Here is a 17,136-nt window from a genome sequence, read left to right as displayed (position 1 = left end):
GTCGGGGTATTTCCGTGACCGAGTCGCTGCGACTCGCGCTCGGAAATACCCCGACTCGCGCTCGGAAATACCGCGACTCGCGGGGGAGGGAAGGGGGTGGACTAGGTTGACGGACGTGGGACGCAGCGTGCTGGTGACCGGAGGAAACCGAGGGATCGGGCTCGCGATCGCGACGGCGTTCGCAGCCCAGGGCGACCAGGTGGCGGTGACCTACCGCAGCAGCGCCGACGGGTTGCCGGGCGAGCTGCTGCCGGTGCAGTGCGACGTCACCGACGCCGACGCCATCGATCGAGCGTTCACCGAGGTCGAGGAGAAGCACGGCCCGGTTCAGGTGCTCGTCTCCAACGCGGGCATGAACGACGACACGCTGCTCATGCGGATGAGCGAGAACCAGTTCACCCGGGTCATCGACGCCAACCTGACCGCGGCCTACCGGGTCGCCAAGCGCGCCTCGCGCGGCATGCTGAAGGCGCGCGGTGGCCGGATGATCTTCATCTCCTCGGTCGTCGGGCTCTCCGGCTCGGCCGGGCAGGTCAACTACGCCGCGGCCAAGGCCGGGCTGGTCGGATTGGCTCGTTCCGTCGCCCGCGAGCTCGGCTCCCGCGGCATCACCGCCAACGTCATCGCCCCCGGTTTCGTCGACACCGACATGACCCGCGCGCTGCCGGACGCCCGGCGCACCGAGATCCTCGGCCAGATCCCGCTCGGCCGGTACGCCAGCCCGGAGGAGATCGCCGCCGTGGTCACCTGGCTGGGCTCGGACGCCGCGGGCTACGTCACCGGCGCGGTCATCCCGGTCGACGGTGGCCTCGGTATGGGCCACTAGATCGGCGCTTCGACCCGACGCGACTCACCGAAAGGCAACACTGTGGGACTGCTTGCCGGCAAGCGGCTGCTCATCACCGGCGTGATCACCGACGCCTCCCTGGCGTTCCACGCCGCGAAACTCGCCCAGCAGGAGGGAGCCGACGTCGTCCTCACCGGCTACGGCCGGATGCGACTGGTGGAACGGATCGCGCAGCGGCTGCCGAAGCCCGCCCCGGTCGTCGAGCTCGACGTCACCGACTCCGACCAGCTCGACAGCCTTGTCGAGCGCATCTCGCCGCATCTCGGTGACGCCCCGGCACTCGACGGCGTGCTGCACTCGATCGGGTTCGCACCCGCGTCCTGCCTCGGCGAGGGCGCGTTTCTGGCCGCTCCCTGGTCCGATGTCGCGACGACCATCCAGGTCAGCGCGTACTCGTTCAAGTCGCTGTCGACGGCGCTGCTGCCGCTGCTCGGCGAGGGCGCCTCGATCGTGGGGATGGATTTCGACAACCGGCAGGCCTGGCCCGCCTACGACTGGATGGGCGTGGCCAAGTCGACGCTGGAGTCGGTGACCCGCTACCTGGCCCGTGACCTGGGGCCCAAGGGCATCCGGGTCAACCTGGTTGCCGCGGGACCGGTGCGGACGATGGCCGCGAAGTCGATCCCCGGCTTCGCGGCCTTCGAGGACACGTGGGACACCCGCGCCCCGCTGGGCTGGGACGTCAACGACCCGGTGCCGGTCGCGAAGACAGTGTGCGCGCTGCTCTCGGACTGGATGCCGGTGACCACCGGCTCGATGGTGTGGGCCGACGGAGGGTTCCACGCGGTCGGGGTCTGAGCCGTGAGCACGGTCGACGCGCTGCTGGTGCTGTCGTTCGGCGGCCCCGAACACCCGGACGACGTGCGTCCCTTCCTGGAGAACGTCGTACGGGGCCGCGGCGTCCCGCCCGAGCGGCTGGACGCCGTCGAGGAGCACTACCGGCACCTCGGCGGCGTCTCGCCGCTCAACGCGCGCAACCGCGAGCTGATCGCGGCGATCCGGGAACGCACCGAGCTGCCGGTCTACTTCGGTAACCGCAACTGGCATCCGATGGTCTGCGACACCGTCGCCGCGATGGCGCGCGACGGGGTGCGCCGCGCGCTGGTCCTGGCGACCAGCGCCTACGGCGGCTACTCGGCATGCCGACAGTACGACGAGGACATCGCGCGGGCCCGCGCGGCCGCCGGGCCCGGCGCCCCCGAACTGGTGAAGCTGCGGCACTTCTTCGACCATCCGCAGTTCGTGGCGGCCAACGCCGACGCGGTGCGGGCGGCGCGGGCGACGCTGCCGGCCGCGGTCCGGGCAACCGCCCGGCTGGTCTTCACGGCGCATTCGATCCCGACCGCCGCCGACGCCGCGGCCGGCCCGCCCGCCGAGGGCGGCCATCGCTACTCGCGCCAGGTGGCCGAGGCGGCCCGGCTCGTCGCCGCACAGGTCGGGGCGGCCGGCCACGACGTGGTGTGGCAGTCGCGGTCCGGGCCGCCCCAGGTGCCGTGGCTGGAACCGGACATCCTCGACCACCTCGAGGCGTTGCGGTCCAGCGGCGTTGCGGCCGTCGTCGTCGCGCCGGTCGGCTTCGTGTCCGATCATGTCGAGGTCGTGTGGGACCTGGACACCGAGGCCGCGGAGAAGGCCGCCGAGCTGGGGATGTGCTTCGCCCGTGCGGCGACGGCCGGGCCCGATCCACGGTTCGCCGACATGGTCGTCGAGCTGATCGCCGAGCACACCGAGGGCGCCGCCCCGCGCGGGCTGGGCCGGGTCCCGCGCGCGGGCTGCACGGTCAACGGCGAACCGTGCGCGGTCGACTGCTGCCTGCCGGTGCGGCGCCACGATCGCGGCGCCTGAGCCGGACGGGTCCGCTCAGGCCGGGCCGGATCGGGCGACCGCGTGGTCGTCCGGGAAGAACCCGTCACCGCCGATCCGATCGCCGGCCAGGATCCGGGGCCAGTAGTTCTCCCGGAACACGGTCGCGACGAGCTCACGGCGGCTGCGCACCCCCACCTTCTCGAACACCGACTTCAGATAGTCCTGCACCGTGAACGGGGACAGGTGCAGGACCTGCGCGATGTCGGCAGTCGACCGACCCACGATGACCAGGCGCGTGACCTCGCGTTCACGCGGGGTGAGGCCATAGGCCAGCACGATCAGGTCGGCGAGTTCCAACGGTCGGGCGGGTTCGATGATGACGGCGGTGGCGGCGTCGGGTCCGTTGCCCAGCCGGGTGCCGTGCAGCGCGATCCACTGTCCGGTCACGGTGCGGGCGCGCGACCAGGCGGGTGTGGCGTCCTCGCCGGAGGCCATCCGACGGGCCTGGCACGCCACCGCGAGCACGGCGTGCGGCGCCTCCGGCGGGGTCGCGTCGCCTGCGTCGGCCAGCACCGCGAGCAGCTCCTCGGCCGCCGCGTTCATCGAACTGATCTCGCCGGTCGAACCGAGGATGAGGACGCCGGGTGCCTGGCTGCCCGGCGGCTGGGCGGACGCCGCACCGAGCAGCAGCGCGCGCCGGATGCCCGCGGCGAGGTGGGCATCCAGCTCGGCGAGCAACGCCGCGTCGTCCTCGGTGAAGTCGTCGCGTCCGCGGTCGCGGTACAGGCCGACAAAGCCCCAGCACCGGTGGTCGGACACCAGGGACGCGCGGATCTCGTGCGCGACGCCCCGTGGCCGCAGCAGGTCGCGGTAGCGCGGGCTCTGGTCGGGGTTCCCGCGCGTGGCGTGGCCGAGCACCCCCACCGGCCACGGCTGCCGGCTCAGGTAGGTCCACTTGTTGACGTCCGGGATCTCGTACTCGTAGACCGGAAGCCGGGGTTCATGGCCGAGGTTGCGCTGGGCCGAGGTGGTGAACAACATCGTCGCCGGGTCGACCGTGTGCCAGCACGCCCGGTCGTAGGGCACCAGCGTCCCGAACACCTGCAGCGTCGTGTGGTAGAGGTCGTCCACCGTGAGCCCGCTGTGGCACAGGCTGACGATCTCGCGTTTCGCGTGGCGGCGGCGTTCTCGGTCCATGGTGGCGGCCTCCTGGGACCTGTCGAGGGTAGGGCCCGGGAACCGGATCCGATATCCCCAGATTCCTGGGATGGGGCGTGCCGGGCGGTGTGGCTAGCCTCGACGGCGCCGCGCCGCTCATCCACGAGGAGGCCACCGTGACCACGACACAGGCCGACCTGCGGGTACAGCCCTACCGTGCCGCGCCGGACACCTACGTCATCCCGCAACTGGTCGAGGCGCCGCCCATCGGCCTCGTCTACGTCAACTCGATGGTGATCACCGGGTCAGAGCCGGTGCTCGTCGACACCGGCGCGCCGTCGAACCGGCAGCAGTGGCTGCAGGACGCCTGGAACCTGGTCGACCCGACGGACGTGCGCTGGGTGTTTCTCACCCACGACGACCACGACCACGCGGGTAACCTGCGGCAGGTCATCGACGCCTGTCCGAACGCCACGCTGGTGACGACGTGGTTCTCGATGGCGCGCTACGGGATCGACAGCGACGACATGTGGATGCCCTTCGATCGGGTCCGCTGGGTCCGCGACGGCGAGAGCTTCGCCGCGGGCGACCGCACCCTCGTCGCCGTCCGCCCCCCGTTCTTCGACAACCCCACCACGCGCGGGCTGTTCGACACGCGCACCCGGACCTACTGGGCGGCGGACTCGTTCGGGGCCAACGTGCCGCATCCGGCCGAGGACGCCGCCGAGCTCGATCGCGGGGTGTGGCGCGAGGGCGTGCTGTTGGTGAACCGGCTCAACCACCCGTGGCACCTCTGGCTCGATGATGCGAGCTTCCACGACCACCTCGACTCCGTGCAGGGCCTCGGCATCGAGGTGATCCCGAGCTGCCACGGGCCGGCGATCCACGGCGCGATGGTCGACGAGGCGTTCGAACTGCTCCGGCGCGTTCCCGGCCTGCCGCCGTGGATCGAGCCGGGACAGGAGGTTCTCGAGCAGATCATCGCCTCCGCCGCCGCGGAGGAACCCGTCGCCGCCGGTACCGACGGTTAGCCGGACGCGGCGGTGGGCGGGACGGCGGCGATCGCCGCGGCGACCAGATCGGCGGCAGTGGTGTCGCGGGTGCGCCGGCCGCGGTCGTAGTGCTGCGTCGTCGCGATCGTCGCGTGCCCGACGTCGGCCTGGACGTGCTGGATCGGCGCGTCCTGCTCCAGCGCGATCGTCACATAGGCGTGCCGAAGCGCGTGTGGGTGCACCCGGTCGGCGACCTCGGCCAGCTCCGGCCCCGCCCCCGCGGCGATCCGACGCAGCAGCCGGTAGAGATCCACCCGCGAGCAACGCCCGCCGTCGCGGGTGGCGATGAGCGGCGAACGGCCCGCGACGGTCCGTCCCCGCCGGGCCGGTACCGCAGCGCCGCCGAGCCGGTCGCGCTCGGCGAGATAGGCCTCCAGCGCGGTGCGCACCAGCTCGGTCAGGTACACCTCGCGGCGCAGGCCGCCCTTGCCCAGTACCCCCAGCACCTCCTCGCCGCCGGTGCGGTAGACGTCGCCGCGGTCGAGCCCGGTGAGCTCGGAGATCCGCAGGCCCAGGGTCAGCAGCGCCACCACGGCGACGCCGCGCAGCGCATACAGCCGCCGGAGCCGGGGGTCGGCGGTGTAGTGCACCGTCGCCGCGCCGGTGAGCAGGGCGCGCAGCTGCGTGGCGGTCAGCCGGACGGTCGGTGAGGGTTCGCGCGCGCTACTCGCGAGCCCGAGCCGCGCCCGGTTCAGCGCCGCCGGGTTGGCCGGGACGACTCCGGTCTCGGCGAGGTGGCCGTACAGCGCCGAGAGCGTCGAGAGCATTCGCTGGCGGGTGCGTCGCTGCGCCCCGGCGGCCGACAGCGCGTGCAGCCACGCCTTGACGTGAGTCGAGGTCGCCGCGCGCGGGTCCAGCGACTGCCGGGCGCACCAGCGGAACCACGCCAGCTGGTGCAGGGGACCCGGCGGCGCCGGGGGAGGGCGGCGGGTCTCGGGGGAGGGTGGGGTCACCGGCGTGCCGCCGATCGCGTCCACCCAGGTCACGGGCAGCCCGAGGGCGTAGGCGTAGGTGCGCCGGGTACCGGCGTTGTCGTACTGGCTGAGCCAGTCCAGCAGCTGCGTGCGCAGGGTGTCGGGGTCGGCGACGCCGGGCCAGTCCCCGCCGGCGAGCGCCGGGGTCTGCGTACGGACGGCTTCGAGCAGCACCAGGGCGTCGGTGGTCACGGCTCGATCTTCCCGTCCCGGCTCCGATCCGGCTCCGCCGGTCCGTTCCTCCTTCAGCTGTCATTCATACATTGACGCACCGTCCCGATATGTCGATCTCGACGTCGCCGACGGTGGCCGCACTCGGGGGAGTGCTCGCCGGGACCGCCGTGGCAATGGCTCAGAATGGCTCAGAATGACTCAGAATTGCGCGGGTATGCCGGTGAGCTGGGATTTCGCCGGTTCGGGTGGGTCGGGTGGGTGCCGACGCCGCGGTGAGCCGCACGTGAGGAGGTCGCCTGGCCGGCGGCGTTGGCCCGCTCGGTGCCGGCTGAACTCGGGACGCGGACTTTGATTGCTCTCTAGATAGACATCTGTCAACATAGAGGCGTGTCGAAGCAACTGCCGCTGGCGGCGACGGACCCCTGCTGCTTCCTGCCGGCCCGCCTGTCGGCGGTGCCGGTTCCCGGCGAGGCCGGCGTGGTGACCGCGTGACCACCACCGACGCCGCTCCCGCCGGTGTGATCGCGAAGCTGTCCACCCTGGACCGGTTCCTGCCGGTGTGGATCGCCGCGGCGATGGTGGCCGGCCTGCTGGCCGGACGCTGGATTCCCGGTCTGGAGGGCGCGCTCAACGCCGTGGCGGTCGACGGGATCTCGCTGCCCATCGCGCTCGGGCTGCTGGTGATGATGTATCCGGTGCTGGCCAAGGTCCGCTACGACCGGCTCGACACCGTCACCCGCGACCGCCGGCTCCTGATGCCCTCGCTGATCCTCAACTGGCTGATCGGGCCCGCGCTGATGTTCGCCCTGGCCTGGCTGCTGCTGCCCGACCTGCCCGAGTACCGCACCGGCCTGATCATCGTCGGGCTCGCCCGCTGCATCGCCATGGTCATCATCTGGAACGACCTCGCCTGCGGCGACCGGGAAGCCGCCGCCGTGCTGGTGGCGATCAACTCGGTGTTCCAGGTGATCATGTTCGGGGTGCTGAGCTGGTTCTACCTGTCGGTGCTGCCCGGCTGGCTCGGGCTGCCGCAGACCGACCTCGCGGTGTCCGGGTGGCAGATCGCCAAGAGCGTGCTGATCTTCCTGGGCATCCCGCTGGCCGCCGGCTACCTGTCTCGACGCCTCGGCGAGCGCGGCAAGGGCCGTACCTGGTACGAAACCCGGTTCCTGCCCCGGATCGGCCCGGTCGCGCTGTACGGGCTGCTGTTCACCATCGTCGTCCTGTTCGCCCTGCAAGGTCAGCAGATCACCAGCCGCCCGTTCGACGTCGCCCGCATCGCCCTGCCGCTGCTGGCCTACTTCGCGCTGATGTGGGCCGGGTCCTACGCCTTCGGCAGGGCCATCGGCCTGACCTACGAGCGCACCACCACCCTGGCGTTCACGGCCGCGGGCAACAACTTCGAACTCGCCATCGCCGTCGCCATCGCCACCTTCGGCGCCACCAGCGGCCAGGCCCTCGCCGGCGTCGTCGGCCCGCTCATCGAAGTTCCCGTGCTCGTCGCCCTCGTCTACGTCTCCCTGGCCCTGCGCCGCCGCTTCGCACCCTCCACGGTGGAGCCGGCCTGACCGAGGCCGAAGGCCCCGTCGGCAGACCCGTCGACGAGGTCCGCCCTCTCCGCTCGACCCTCAAATGTCATTCATACATTGACGGACCGTCAATAACGATCAACCCCGGCCGACGAGACATCCCACCCAACTCGCACCCCAACCGACCCCGCCCCGAGGAGGAGACCAGCCGTCACCATGATCAACAGGCTGGCGGTACGGCGGCCCTCGGACCGCTACAGCGCCGGGTCGGGCCGGCCGGGGGAGAGCTCAGCTGCGGAACCGATATCCCATGCCGGCCTCGGTGATCAGGTGCCGGGGATGGGCGGGATCGGGTTCGAGCTTGCGGCGAAGCTGCCCGAGATAGACGCGCAGGTAGCTGGTTTCCTTGCGGTCACCCGGTCCCCACACCTCATCGAGGAGCTGGCGGCGGGTGACCAGTCGGCCGCGGTGGCGGACGAGGAGCTCGAGGATGCTCCACTCGGTGGGTGTGAGGTGGACCTCGACCCCGGCGCGTCGGACGACCTTGGCCGCAAGGTCGATGGCGAGCTCACCGGTCTCGACACACGGATCGGAGCCGCCGCCGGTGGTGGCTGCGCGGCGGACCGCGGCGCGCAGCCGGGCGAGCAGCTCGTCCACACCGAAGGGTTTGGTGACGTAGTCGTCGGCGCCCTGGTCGAGCGCGCGGACCTTGTCGCTGGAGTCGGTCCGCGCGGAGAGCACGATGATCGGGACGGTGGTCCAGCCACGCAGCCCGGCGATGACCTGGGTGCCGTCGAGGTCGGGCAGGCCCAGGTCGAGCACGACGACGTCGGGGTGGGTGTCGGCGGCGGCGCGCAGCGCGGTGGTGCCGCAGGCGGCGGTGAACACGCGGTAGCCGCGGGCGGTGAGGTTGATCCGCAGTGCGCGCAGGATCTGGACGTCGTCGTCGACGACGAGCACCGTGACCGGCGCGGGCGAGCCGGTCACGATGCGCTCCCCGGCTTCAGCACCCCGGCGGGAGCGAACGCGGGCAGACTGATCACGATCGTGAGCCCGCCCCCGGGGGTGTCCTCCGCGGTGAGGGTTCCGCCCATGGCCTCGGTGAAGCCGCGGGCCACGCTCAGGCCAAGGCCGAGGCCGCTGCCGTCGCGGTCACCGAGACGTTGGAAGGGGGCGAACAGCCGGTCGGCGCCGCCTGCGGGGATCCCGGGCCCGGAGTCGACCACCCGAAGCTCGACCCGGTCGGCAAGTGCGCTGGCCCGAAGCGCGACCGGGGCGCCGGCGCCGTGGCGGATCGCGTTGTCCACGAGATTGGCGATGACTCGTTCCAGCAGCCCGGTGTCGGCGAGCACCTCGGGCAGGCGTTCGTCGATGTCCAGCGTGACACGGCGGGCCTCGTCGACACCGGCGAGCGCCTGAGCAGCGATCTCGTCGTACCCCACGGGGCGCAGATCGGCGACGACGGCACCGGTGGCCAGGCGCGATGAGTCGAGGAGGTTGGCGACGAGCCGGGTGAGCCGGTCGGCGGACTCCTCGACGGTGGCGGCGAGCTCGGCGCGATCGTGCTCGGACAGCCGCAGCTGGGGGTCCCGCAGGCTGCCGGCCGCGGCCTTGATCGACGTGAGCGGGGTTCGCAGGTCGTGACCGACCGCGGAGAGCAGCGCGGTGCGCAGCTCGGTGGCCTCGGCGCGGCGCCGGGCTTCGGTGGCCTCGGCGGCGATCTGCTGGTTGCGCAGCGCCAACAGGGCCTGACCGGCCACCGCCTCGAGGAGCTGGCGGTCCGCGGCGCGCAGTGACCGGCCCCGCCCGACCAGGTGGACGTCCGGGTCGACGGCGACGTCGACGTCCGCCTGGTCGGGCCGGTCGCAGTCCGGGGGGCCGGCGCAGGCAGAGGTCGTCCACGACCCGTCCTCGCGTTGCAGCACCGCGACCGTGGAGAACCCGAAGGTCTCGCGAAGCTTCTCCAGCAGCCGCGGCAGCGGGTCGGGGCGGGTGAGGACGGTGCGGGAGAACGACGCGAGCAGTGCCGCCTCGGCGCGGGCCGCCGCGGCCTGCTGTGCCTGGCGCGCGGCCCGGTCGACCACGAGGGCGACGAGGATCGCCACCAGCACCATCGCCACCAGTGTGATCACGTTCTCGCGTTCGGCGATGGTGAGCGTGTGCAGCGGTGGGGTGAGGAAGAAGTTGAGCAGCAGGCCACCGGAGAGCGCGGCGAGCAGCGCCGGCCCGAGCCCGCCGATCAGCGCGACGATCACCGTGGCCAGGAAGAACAGCACGACGTCGGTGGACAGGCCGAACAGCCCCGTGGCGAACACACCCAGGCCCGTCGCGGTCAACGGCAGGGCCAGCCCGAGCGCCCAGCCCGCGGTCCGTCGGCCGGCCGGGACCGCGCTGAGCCGGCGCGGCAGCCGCGTCCCGCGGCCCGCCTCCGGATGGGTGACCATGTGCACGTCGATGTGGCCGGAGTCCTGCACGACCCGGGTGCCGATGCTCTCGACGACGGCGCGGGCCGCTCGGGAACGGCGTGAGGTGCCCAGCACCAGCTGGGTGGCGTTGACCCCACGCGCGAAGTCGAGCAGCGCGGCCGGTACGTCGTCACCGAGCACGGTGTGGAAGGAGGCGCCCAGGTCGTCGGCGAGCCGTCGCAGCCGAGCCAGCGCACCGGCGGAAACCCCGGCGAGTCCGTCGCCGCGCAGCACGTGCACGGCCAGCAGCTCGGCCGAACCGGAGCGCTCGGCGATCCGGGCCGCCCGGCGCAGCACCGTGTCGCTCTCCGGGCCGCCGGTGACGGCCACGACGACACGTTCCCGGGTTTCCCACACGTCGGTGGTCTGCTGTTCGGTGCGGTACCGCTGCAGCGCGACGTCGACCTGGTCGGCCACCCACAGCAGCGCCATCTCACGCAGCGCGGTGAGGTTGCGCGGCTGGAAGTAGTTGGCCAGCGCGGCGTCGATCTTCTCGGGGGCGTAGATGTTGCCGTGGGCCATCCGCCTGCGCAGCGCCTCGGGGGTGATGTCGACGAGCTCGACCTGCTCGGCGCGGCGCGCCACTTCGTCGGGGACGGTCTCCTGCTGACGCACACCGGTGATCCGCTCGATGACATCGTTGAGCGATTCGAGGTGCTGGATGTTGAGCGTGCTCAGCACGGTGATCCCGGCGTCGAGGACCTGCTCGACGTCCTGCCAGCGCTTCGGGTTCGGTGAGCCGGGGGCGTTCGTGTGGGCCAGCTCGTCGACCAGCACCACCTGCGGTGCCCGTTCCAGGATCGCCTCGACGTCCAGCTCGGTGAGCTCGACCCCGCGATAGGAAACCGTGCGGCGGGGGAGGACCTCCAGGCCCTCGAGCAAGGCAGCCACCTTGGCGCGGCCGTGGGTCTCGACCAGCCCCACGACCACGTCGGTGCCGCGAGCGGCCCGACGATGAGCCTCGCTGAGCATCGCGTAGGTCTTGCCGACCCCGGGCGTCGCGCCCAGGTAGATCCGCAGCTGACCGCGTTTGGCCATACCTCATCCTCCGCTGGGGGCGGGCTCACGCGCCGCTGCGACCGCCAGGTTGAGCTCGGTGACGTTCACCCCGGGCTCACCGAGGAAGCCGAGGGGGCGGCCGTCGGTCTTCGCCACGACGAGGCGTGTCACCGCCATCTCCGAGAGCCCGTTCACGCGGGCCACCCGGGGAACCTGCAGCTGCGCGTAGGCGGGGCTGATGTGCGGGTCCAACCCGGACGCGGATGCGGTCACCGCGTCCGCAGGCACCCGCGCGGGCTCGACGCCCTCGCGCGCGGCGATGAGCTCGCGCCGTTGCGTCACGGTGTCGAGCAGGCCGATGTCGAACCCGCCCTTGTTCGAGCCCGCGGAGGTGGCCGTATCACCGGGGCCCAGCGGGCCGGTGGCCGAGGCGGATGGGCGGGTGTGGAAGAACGGGTCGGCGGCGGGGTCGGGTGCGACCGGGTCGATCCCGATCAGGGCCGACCCGGTGGGGGTGCCGTCGGGGGCGGCGAGCAGCGACCCCTCGGCCTTGTCCCGCAGCCCGGGCAGGTGCGAGACCCCCCAGACGGTGAGCGGATAGCCGATGCCGAGCAGCACGGTCAGCACGAGCAGCACCCGCACCGCCGCGACGGTCTGGCGGGTCAGCAGCGAGAACATGGGTCAGATCCCGGGGATGAGTCGGACGAGCAGGTCGATGAGGAAGATCCCGACGAACGGAGTGAGCACGCCGCCGAGACCGTAGAGCAGCAGGTTGCGACGTAGCAGGCGCGCGGCGGTGGTCGGCCGGTAACGGACGCCGCGCAGCGCCAGCGGGATCAGCGCCACGATGATCAGCGCGTTGAAGATCACCGCCGAGAGGATCGCCGATTCCGGGCTGGCCAGCCGCATGATGTTGAGCGCGTCGAGCTGCGGATAGAGCGCGACGAACATCGCCGGCAGGATCGCGAAGTACTTGGCCAGGTCGTTGGCCACCGAGAAGGTGGTGAGCGCGCCGCGGGTGATCAGCAGTTGCTTGCCGATCTCGATGATGTCGATCAGCTTGGTCGGGTCGGAGTCGAGGTCGACCATGTTCCCGGCCTCCTTGGCCGCGGCCGTCCCGGTGTTCATCGCGACGCCGACGTCGGCCTGCGCCAGCGCCGGGGCGTCGTTGGTGCCGTCCCCGGTCATGGCGACCAGCCGTCCGCCGGACTGTTCGCGGCGGATCAGGTCCATCTTGGCCTCGGGGGTGGCCTCGGCGAGATGGTCGTCCACACCGGACTCGGCGGCGATCGCCCTGGCGGTCAGGGGATTGTCCCCGGTGATCATCACCGTCCGGATACCCATCGCGCGCAGCTCGGCGAACCGCGCGGCCATGCCCGGCTTGACGACGTCCGAGAGTCGGATCGATCCGAGCACGCGCGTGTCGGCTCCATCGCGCTCGGCGACGACGAGTGGGGTGCCGCCGTCGCGGGCGATCCGGTCGACGGTCTCCTCCAGCCGGTGCGGCAGTCCGTCGCCGACCCAGGCGGCGATGGCGCTGCCCGCGCCCTTACGGATCTTGCGGCCGTCATGGTCGAGCCCGGACATGCGGGTCTGCGCGGTGAACGGGACGAACGTCGCGGCCGCCTCCCCGGCGGTGGCCTCGGTGGGCAGTCCGTGCGCCCGCGCGCACAGCTCGAGGATGCTGCGGCCCTCGGGGGTCGGGTCGGCCAGGCTGGACAGGCGGGCCGCGGCGGCGAGCTCGGTCACGCTCACCCCATCGGCCGGGAGCAGCTCGGTGGCCTGGCGGTTGCCGAAGGTGATGGTGCCGGTCTTGTCCAACAGCAGGGTGTCGACGTCCCCGGCGGCCTCGACGGCGCGTCCGGAGGTGGCCAGGACGTTGCGTTGCACCAGCCGGTCCATACCGGCGATGCCGATCGCCGACAGCAGTGCCCCGATGGTGGTGGGGATCAGGCAGACCAGCAGCGCCGTGAGCACGATCAGCGACCGCTGTCCGCCGGAGTAGCCGGCCATCGGCTGTAGCGCCACGACGGCGAGCAGGAAGATGATCGTCAACGCCGACAGCAGGATCGTCAGCGCGATCTCGTTCGGGGTCTTCTGCCGGCTGGCCCCCTCGACGAGCGCGATCATCCGGTCCACGAACGACTCGCCCGGGGCGGTGGTGACCTGCACGACGATGCGGTCGGACAGCACGGTGGTGCCGCCGGTGACCGACGACCGGTCGCCGCCCGACTCGCGGATCACCGGAGCGGACTCGCCGGTGATCGCGGACTCGTCCACGGTGGCGATGCCCTCGACGATGTCGCCGTCACCCGGGATCACCTCGCCCGCCTCGACCACGACGCGGTCGCCGACCCGCAGGGCCGTGCCGGGCACCCGTTCCTCCGACCCGTCGGCCCGCAACCGGCGGGCGACGGTCTCGGTGCGGGTGCGGCGCAGGGTGTCGGCCTGGGCCTTGCCCCGTCCCTCGGCGACCGCCTCGGCCAGGTTGGCGAACAGCACGGTGAACCACAGCCAGGCCGCGATCAGCCAGGCGAACACGCTCGGGTCGGCGACGGCCAGCACGGTGACCAGCACCGAACCGACCCACACCACGAACATGACGGGGTTGCGCAGCTGCGCCCGCGGGTCCAGCTTGCGCAGTGCACCGGGCAACGCGCCCCACAGCTGCCGCGGGGAGAACGCGCCGGGGGCAACCGCGCGTCCGGTCCGCTCGGGGTGTGCGGGACTGCTGTCGCGCACCAGGATGTCGGTCATGCCGGTGTCGGTCATAGGAGAGCCTCTGCGATCGGGCCGAGGGCCAGTGCCGGGAAGAAGGTGAGCGCCGCGACGAGCGCGACGGTGCCGCCGACCAGCACCGCGAACAGTGGGCCGGTGGTGGGCAGGCTTCCGACGCCGGGTTCGACCCGCTTCTGCGCGGCCAGCGACCCGGCCAGTGCCAGCACGGCCAGGACGGGGACGAACCGGCCGAACAACATCGCCAGCCCGAGAGTGGCTTGGAAGAAGTCGCTGGTCACGGTCAGTCCGGCGAACGCGCTGCCGTTGTTGTTGGATGTCGAGGCATAGGCGTAGAGCACCTCGGACAGTCCGTGCGGCCCGTCGTTGCCCAGCGCGCCCACGGTCCCGGGCAGCGCCAGCGCGGCACCGGTGCCCAGCAGCACCGCCGTCGGCATCGCCAGGATCGCGAGCGCGGCGACGGTGATCTCCCGACGCCCCAGCTTCTTGCCCAGGTACTCCGGAGTGCGTCCCACCATCAACCCGGCGAGGAACACCGCGATCACGGCGAGGATCAGGATGGTGTAGAGCCCGGTGCCCACACCACCCGGGGTCACCTCGCCGAGCAGCATGTTCAGCAGCAGCACCCCGCCACCCAGGCCGGTGTAGCTGTCGTGCATCGAGTCGACCGCGCCGGTCGAGGTGCCGGTGGTGGCCATCCCGAACAGCACCGAGGACGGGATGCCCAGGCGCATCTCCTTGCCCTCCACCGCGGCACCCGCGGCCAGCGTGGCCGTCCCGTTCGGATGCGTCTCGCCCCACCAGGCGACGGCGAGCAGCGCACCCCAGATGACCCCCATGACGGCGGCCAGGACGTGACCCTGCCGGGGGTCGCGGACCATGACCCCGAACGCCCGGGTCAGGCAGACGGGGATGAGCAGCACCAGGAGGTACTCCAGAAAGTTGCTGGCGCCGTTCGGGTTCTCGAACGGGTGCGCGGAGTTGGCGTTGAAGATCCCGCCCCCGTTGGTGCCCAGCATCTTGATCGCTTCCTGGGACGCCGCCGGTGCCAGGGCCATCGTGTGCTGCTGCCCGTCGACGCCGATGACGTCCACGCCGGCGCGCAGCGACATCACCGCGCCGAGTCCGACCAGCAGGACCGCGGCGAGGAACGAGATCGGCACCAGCACCCGGACCACGCCGCGCACCAGGTCGACCCAGAAGTTGCCGATCCGGTCGCTCGACGCACGGGCGAACCCGCGGACCAGCGCCACCGCGACGGCCATGCCGACCGCGGCGGAGACGAAGTTCTGCACGGTCAGTCCGGCCATCTGCACGCTGTGCCCGAGGGTCGTCTCCGGGACGTAGGACTGCCAGTTGGTGTTGGTGAGGAACGAGATCGCCGTGCTGAACGCCACCGACGGCTCCACCGCGGCCCGTCCGAAGTCGAACGGGAGCAGCGGCTGCAGTCGTTGCAGCAGGTACAGCAGCAGGAACGAGACGAAGGAGAAGCCGAGCACACCGGCGGCATAGGTCGTCCAGCGCTGCTCGGCGTCCGGGTCGATCCGGACCAGCCGGTACAGGGCCCGTTCCACCCGCCAGTGCTGTTCGCCCGTGTAGACGTGGGCGAGGTAGTTGCCGAACGGCACGTAGGCCGCGGCGAGCACCAGGAACAGCGCGCCGACCTGGATCAGGCCGGCCAGGGTCGGGGACATCAGAACCGCTCCGGCCTGAGGAGGGAGCAGAATAGGTAGACGATCAGCGCGAGCGCCAGCAGCCCACCGATCAGATTCGGCACGTTCACAGCCGCTGCAACCCCCGCAGCATCAGGGTCAGCAGAGCGAACCCACCGATCAGGAGCAACACATAGGCCAGGTCGGCCATGTCAGGAACCCTCCTCGGCGCGGGCCGGGTGCCCGCGCGGCCGCCAGCATGCGACCGGCCGCGGTCCCCGGCCACTGGTCCTGACGGATTCCTAACGACCTTGTGCCGTGCGTCATCCCCACGCGACGGGCGGTCCACCGCGACGGGACGGGTTCCGGGTTGCGCGCGGGTGAGGGCAGGTTCGTCTCCCGGAGCGGGCGTTCGTCGACGAAGGCGTCGGCGAATCGCCGGACCACCGGTTCATCCGCCGTCCCGGACCTCGCCGTGGTCGTGGCCGTTCCGGCTGGTGTCGAGCTCGTCCTCGAGCTCGCTGATCCGTGCGCGCGCGGAGTCGAGGTCGTCCTGCAGGCCGACGATGCGCCGCGCCGCATCCACCGACAGGCCCTCATCGAGCAGGGCACGCATCCGGGTGGCCAACGCGAGCTGCCGCCGGGAGTACAGCCGATGCCCACCGCGGGACCGGTGCGGGCGCAGGACGCCGGCCGCGTCGAGGCTGCGCAGGAACGCGGGTTGCACACCGAGCAGCTCCGCGGCCCGCCCCATCGTCACGGACGGGTAGTCCTCGTCGTCGAGCCGGTTCACGCTCACGCTCGCGCCGCGCCTCTCTGTGCTCGTTCTGTCTGTTCTGTGGTCGTGCCGGCGGGGTCGGTCCGGGCCGACAGCAGGTGGCACTGGGCAGTGGAAGTTTACTGCGCCGGGTGCACGAGGTCTCTCGTCCCGACGCGGACGGCGAAGGGGCACCGGCCGTGCGTGGTGGCCCGTGACGGCTCCCCGATCCGTGTGGAAGGGGTGGGCTCGGGCCTCCTTCTCCGTCCGGCCCTCCGAACGTCCCACCCGCCCAGGAAACCAACGAAACAGGACTTTCGTTGGTTGTGTAGTTTCCAAAACGTAACTGAATCTGATCAATATAGTTTTGAACAAGGGAACTGGTAGGGTTCTGTCGTGATCGATGAGCCCGCACGCTGCGGATACAGCCGCTGCCGCGCCGAGTTGCCCCCGCCCGGCCCCCAAGGGGGGCGCCGACGGTCCTTCTGCCGCGACACCCGCTGGCCCGGTGGGCGTACCTGTGCCCAGATGGCCCGCGCCGAACGGGAGGCGCTGGGCGCGCTGGGCCTGGACGCCGGGACCAGCACGTTCCAGCTCGACGCCGACCGGCTGCGCGAGCACGTCGAGGCCGTCCGCGGGCCGGTACAGGCGCTCGGCGACGCGCTCGCCGCGGTATCCACCCGGCTCGACGAGGTCCAGCGCGATGCCGTGGCCGCGGTCGAGGCGGCGAACCGCCGGGTCGCCGACGCCGACCGGGCCCGGGTCGCGGCCGAGGAGGCGCGTGCGGAGGCGCAGCGGCAGGCCAGGCAGAGCGCGGAGGCGGCGGAGCGGGCCGCGCAGGAGCGCACCGAGGCCGTTCAGCGCGCGTCGGCCGCGGCGCGGCAGGCCCTCGAGGCGACCGAGGCGCTCGGCGCCGCGAAGCAGGCGGCCGAGGAGGCGGTGGGCGCACGACGGGCGGCCGAGCACCGCGCCGCCGCGGCCGAGCAG

General features: G+C 71.9%; 14 protein-coding genes and 1 pseudogene. 6 read left to right on the top strand and 9 right to left on the bottom strand.

Annotated elements, in window-relative coordinates; genetic code table 11:
- Positions 1-115: 115 nt before the first annotated feature.
- Genes fabG through ACFQE5_RS09610 form a run of 3 tightly spaced genes read left to right on the top strand, consistent with a single transcriptional unit; the run spans position 116 to position 2,692 of the window.
- Complete coding sequence (gene fabG / locus ACFQE5_RS09620) at positions 116-826, top strand: 3-oxoacyl-ACP reductase FabG (RefSeq protein WP_379584496.1); 711 nt, start codon at positions 116-118, stop codon at positions 824-826.
- A gap of 42 nt (positions 827-868) precedes the next feature.
- Positions 869-1,645 (top strand): enoyl-ACP reductase FabI, encoded by a 777-nt coding sequence (gene fabI, locus ACFQE5_RS09615; protein WP_379584495.1) that lies wholly within the window; start codon positions 869-871, stop codon positions 1,643-1,645.
- Between the two features lie 3 nt (positions 1,646-1,648).
- Complete coding sequence (locus tag ACFQE5_RS09610) at positions 1,649-2,692, top strand: ferrochelatase (protein WP_379584494.1); 1,044 nt, start codon at positions 1,649-1,651, stop codon at positions 2,690-2,692.
- 15 nt (positions 2,693-2,707) lie between these two features.
- On the opposite strand, the gene ACFQE5_RS09605 is transcribed toward ACFQE5_RS09610, so the two are convergent.
- Positions 2,708-3,850, bottom strand: coding sequence for a LuxR C-terminal-related transcriptional regulator (locus ACFQE5_RS09605; RefSeq protein ID WP_379584493.1), 1,143 nt, complete (start codon positions 3,848-3,850; stop codon positions 2,708-2,710).
- Positions 3,851-3,987: 137 nt separating this feature from the next.
- Here ACFQE5_RS09605 and ACFQE5_RS09600 point away from each other — a divergent pair, with 137 nt between their 5' ends.
- Positions 3,988-4,842 (top strand): MBL fold metallo-hydrolase, encoded by an 855-nt coding sequence (locus ACFQE5_RS09600; protein ID WP_379584492.1) that lies wholly within the window; start codon positions 3,988-3,990, stop codon positions 4,840-4,842.
- Here ACFQE5_RS09600 and ACFQE5_RS09595 read toward each other — a convergent pair.
- On the bottom strand, positions 4,839-6,029 hold the full coding sequence (locus tag ACFQE5_RS09595; protein WP_379584491.1) for a tyrosine-type recombinase/integrase: 1,191 nt from the start codon (positions 6,027-6,029) through the stop codon (positions 4,839-4,841). The genes ACFQE5_RS09600 and ACFQE5_RS09595 overlap by 4 nt on opposite strands.
- A 470-nt stretch (positions 6,030-6,499) precedes the next feature.
- Between ACFQE5_RS09595 and arsB the strand changes: the two genes are divergently transcribed.
- Positions 6,500-7,579 carry an ACR3 family arsenite efflux transporter gene (gene arsB, locus ACFQE5_RS09590; RefSeq protein ID WP_379584490.1) on the top strand — a complete coding sequence of 360 codons (1,080 nt, stop codon included), beginning with the start codon at positions 6,500-6,502 and terminating at the stop codon, positions 7,577-7,579.
- Between the two features lie 249 nt (positions 7,580-7,828).
- Here arsB and ACFQE5_RS09585 read toward each other — a convergent pair whose 3' ends face one another.
- From ACFQE5_RS09585 to ACFQE5_RS09555, 7 genes are all read right to left on the bottom strand, one after another.
- Positions 7,829-8,527: a response regulator gene (locus ACFQE5_RS09585; RefSeq protein WP_379584489.1), complete on the bottom strand. Its 699-nt coding sequence runs from the start codon at positions 8,525-8,527 to the stop codon at positions 7,829-7,831.
- Positions 8,524-11,043: a DUF4118 domain-containing protein gene (locus ACFQE5_RS09580; protein WP_379584488.1), complete on the bottom strand. Its 2,520-nt coding sequence runs from the start codon at positions 11,041-11,043 to the stop codon at positions 8,524-8,526. The genes ACFQE5_RS09585 and ACFQE5_RS09580 overlap by 4 nt, the downstream gene beginning before the upstream one ends.
- Before the next feature lie 3 nt (positions 11,044-11,046).
- Entirely contained in the window at positions 11,047-11,682 is a 636-nt protein-coding gene (locus ACFQE5_RS09575; RefSeq protein WP_379584487.1) for a potassium-transporting ATPase subunit C, read from the bottom strand.
- A 3-nt stretch (positions 11,683-11,685) separates the two neighbouring features.
- The gene (gene kdpB / locus ACFQE5_RS09570; protein WP_379584504.1) at positions 11,686-13,761 is read right to left on the bottom strand and encodes a potassium-transporting ATPase subunit KdpB; all 2,076 of its coding nucleotides are present in this window, start codon (positions 13,759-13,761) and stop codon (positions 11,686-11,688) included.
- A gap of 11 nt (positions 13,762-13,772) precedes the next feature.
- The gene (kdpA, locus tag ACFQE5_RS09565; protein ID WP_379584486.1) at positions 13,773-15,434 is read right to left on the bottom strand and encodes a potassium-transporting ATPase subunit KdpA; all 1,662 of its coding nucleotides are present in this window, start codon (positions 15,432-15,434) and stop codon (positions 13,773-13,775) included.
- A complete protein-coding gene (kdpF, locus tag ACFQE5_RS09560; protein WP_379584503.1) occupies positions 15,434-15,517 on the bottom strand; it encodes a K(+)-transporting ATPase subunit F in 84 nt (27 codons plus the stop codon). Before kdpF ends, kdpA begins: the two co-directional genes overlap by 1 nt.
- Before the next feature lie 326 nt (positions 15,518-15,843).
- On the bottom strand, positions 15,844-16,191 hold the full coding sequence (locus tag ACFQE5_RS09555) for a helix-turn-helix domain-containing protein (protein ID WP_379584485.1): 348 nt from the start codon (positions 16,189-16,191) through the stop codon (positions 15,844-15,846).
- 354 nt (positions 16,192-16,545) lie between these two features.
- Between ACFQE5_RS09555 and ACFQE5_RS09550 the strand changes: the two are divergent.
- Positions 16,546-17,136 (top strand): annotated as a pseudogene (locus tag ACFQE5_RS09550) (response regulator receiver protein); the annotation flags it as partial.

It is taken from the genome of Pseudonocardia hispaniensis (assembly GCF_042658695.1).
Taxonomy (GTDB): Bacteria; Actinomycetota; Actinomycetes; order Mycobacteriales; family Pseudonocardiaceae; genus Pseudonocardia; species Pseudonocardia hispaniensis.
Note: the sequence above shows the minus strand (reverse complement) of the source record. Positions and strands in the feature narration are given on the sequence as shown.

Excerpts from the sequence above, each read along its gene's own strand:
- ACFQE5_RS09605 (WP_379584493.1), bottom strand. The coding sequence starts at position 3,850 with ATGGACCGAGAACGCCGCCGCCACGCGAAACGCGAGATCGTCAGCCTG.
- ACFQE5_RS09580 (WP_379584488.1), bottom strand. The coding sequence starts at position 11,043 with ATGGCCAAACGCGGTCAGCTGCGGATCTACCTGGGCGCGACGCCCGGG.
- ACFQE5_RS09575 (WP_379584487.1), bottom strand. The coding sequence starts at position 11,682 with ATGTTCTCGCTGCTGACCCGCCAGACCGTCGCGGCGGTGCGGGTGCTG.
- kdpB (WP_379584504.1), bottom strand. The coding sequence starts at position 13,761 with ATGACCGACATCCTGGTGCGCGACAGCAGTCCCGCACACCCCGAGCGG.
- kdpA (WP_379584486.1), bottom strand. The coding sequence starts at position 15,434 with ATGTCCCCGACCCTGGCCGGCCTGATCCAGGTCGGCGCGCTGTTCCTG.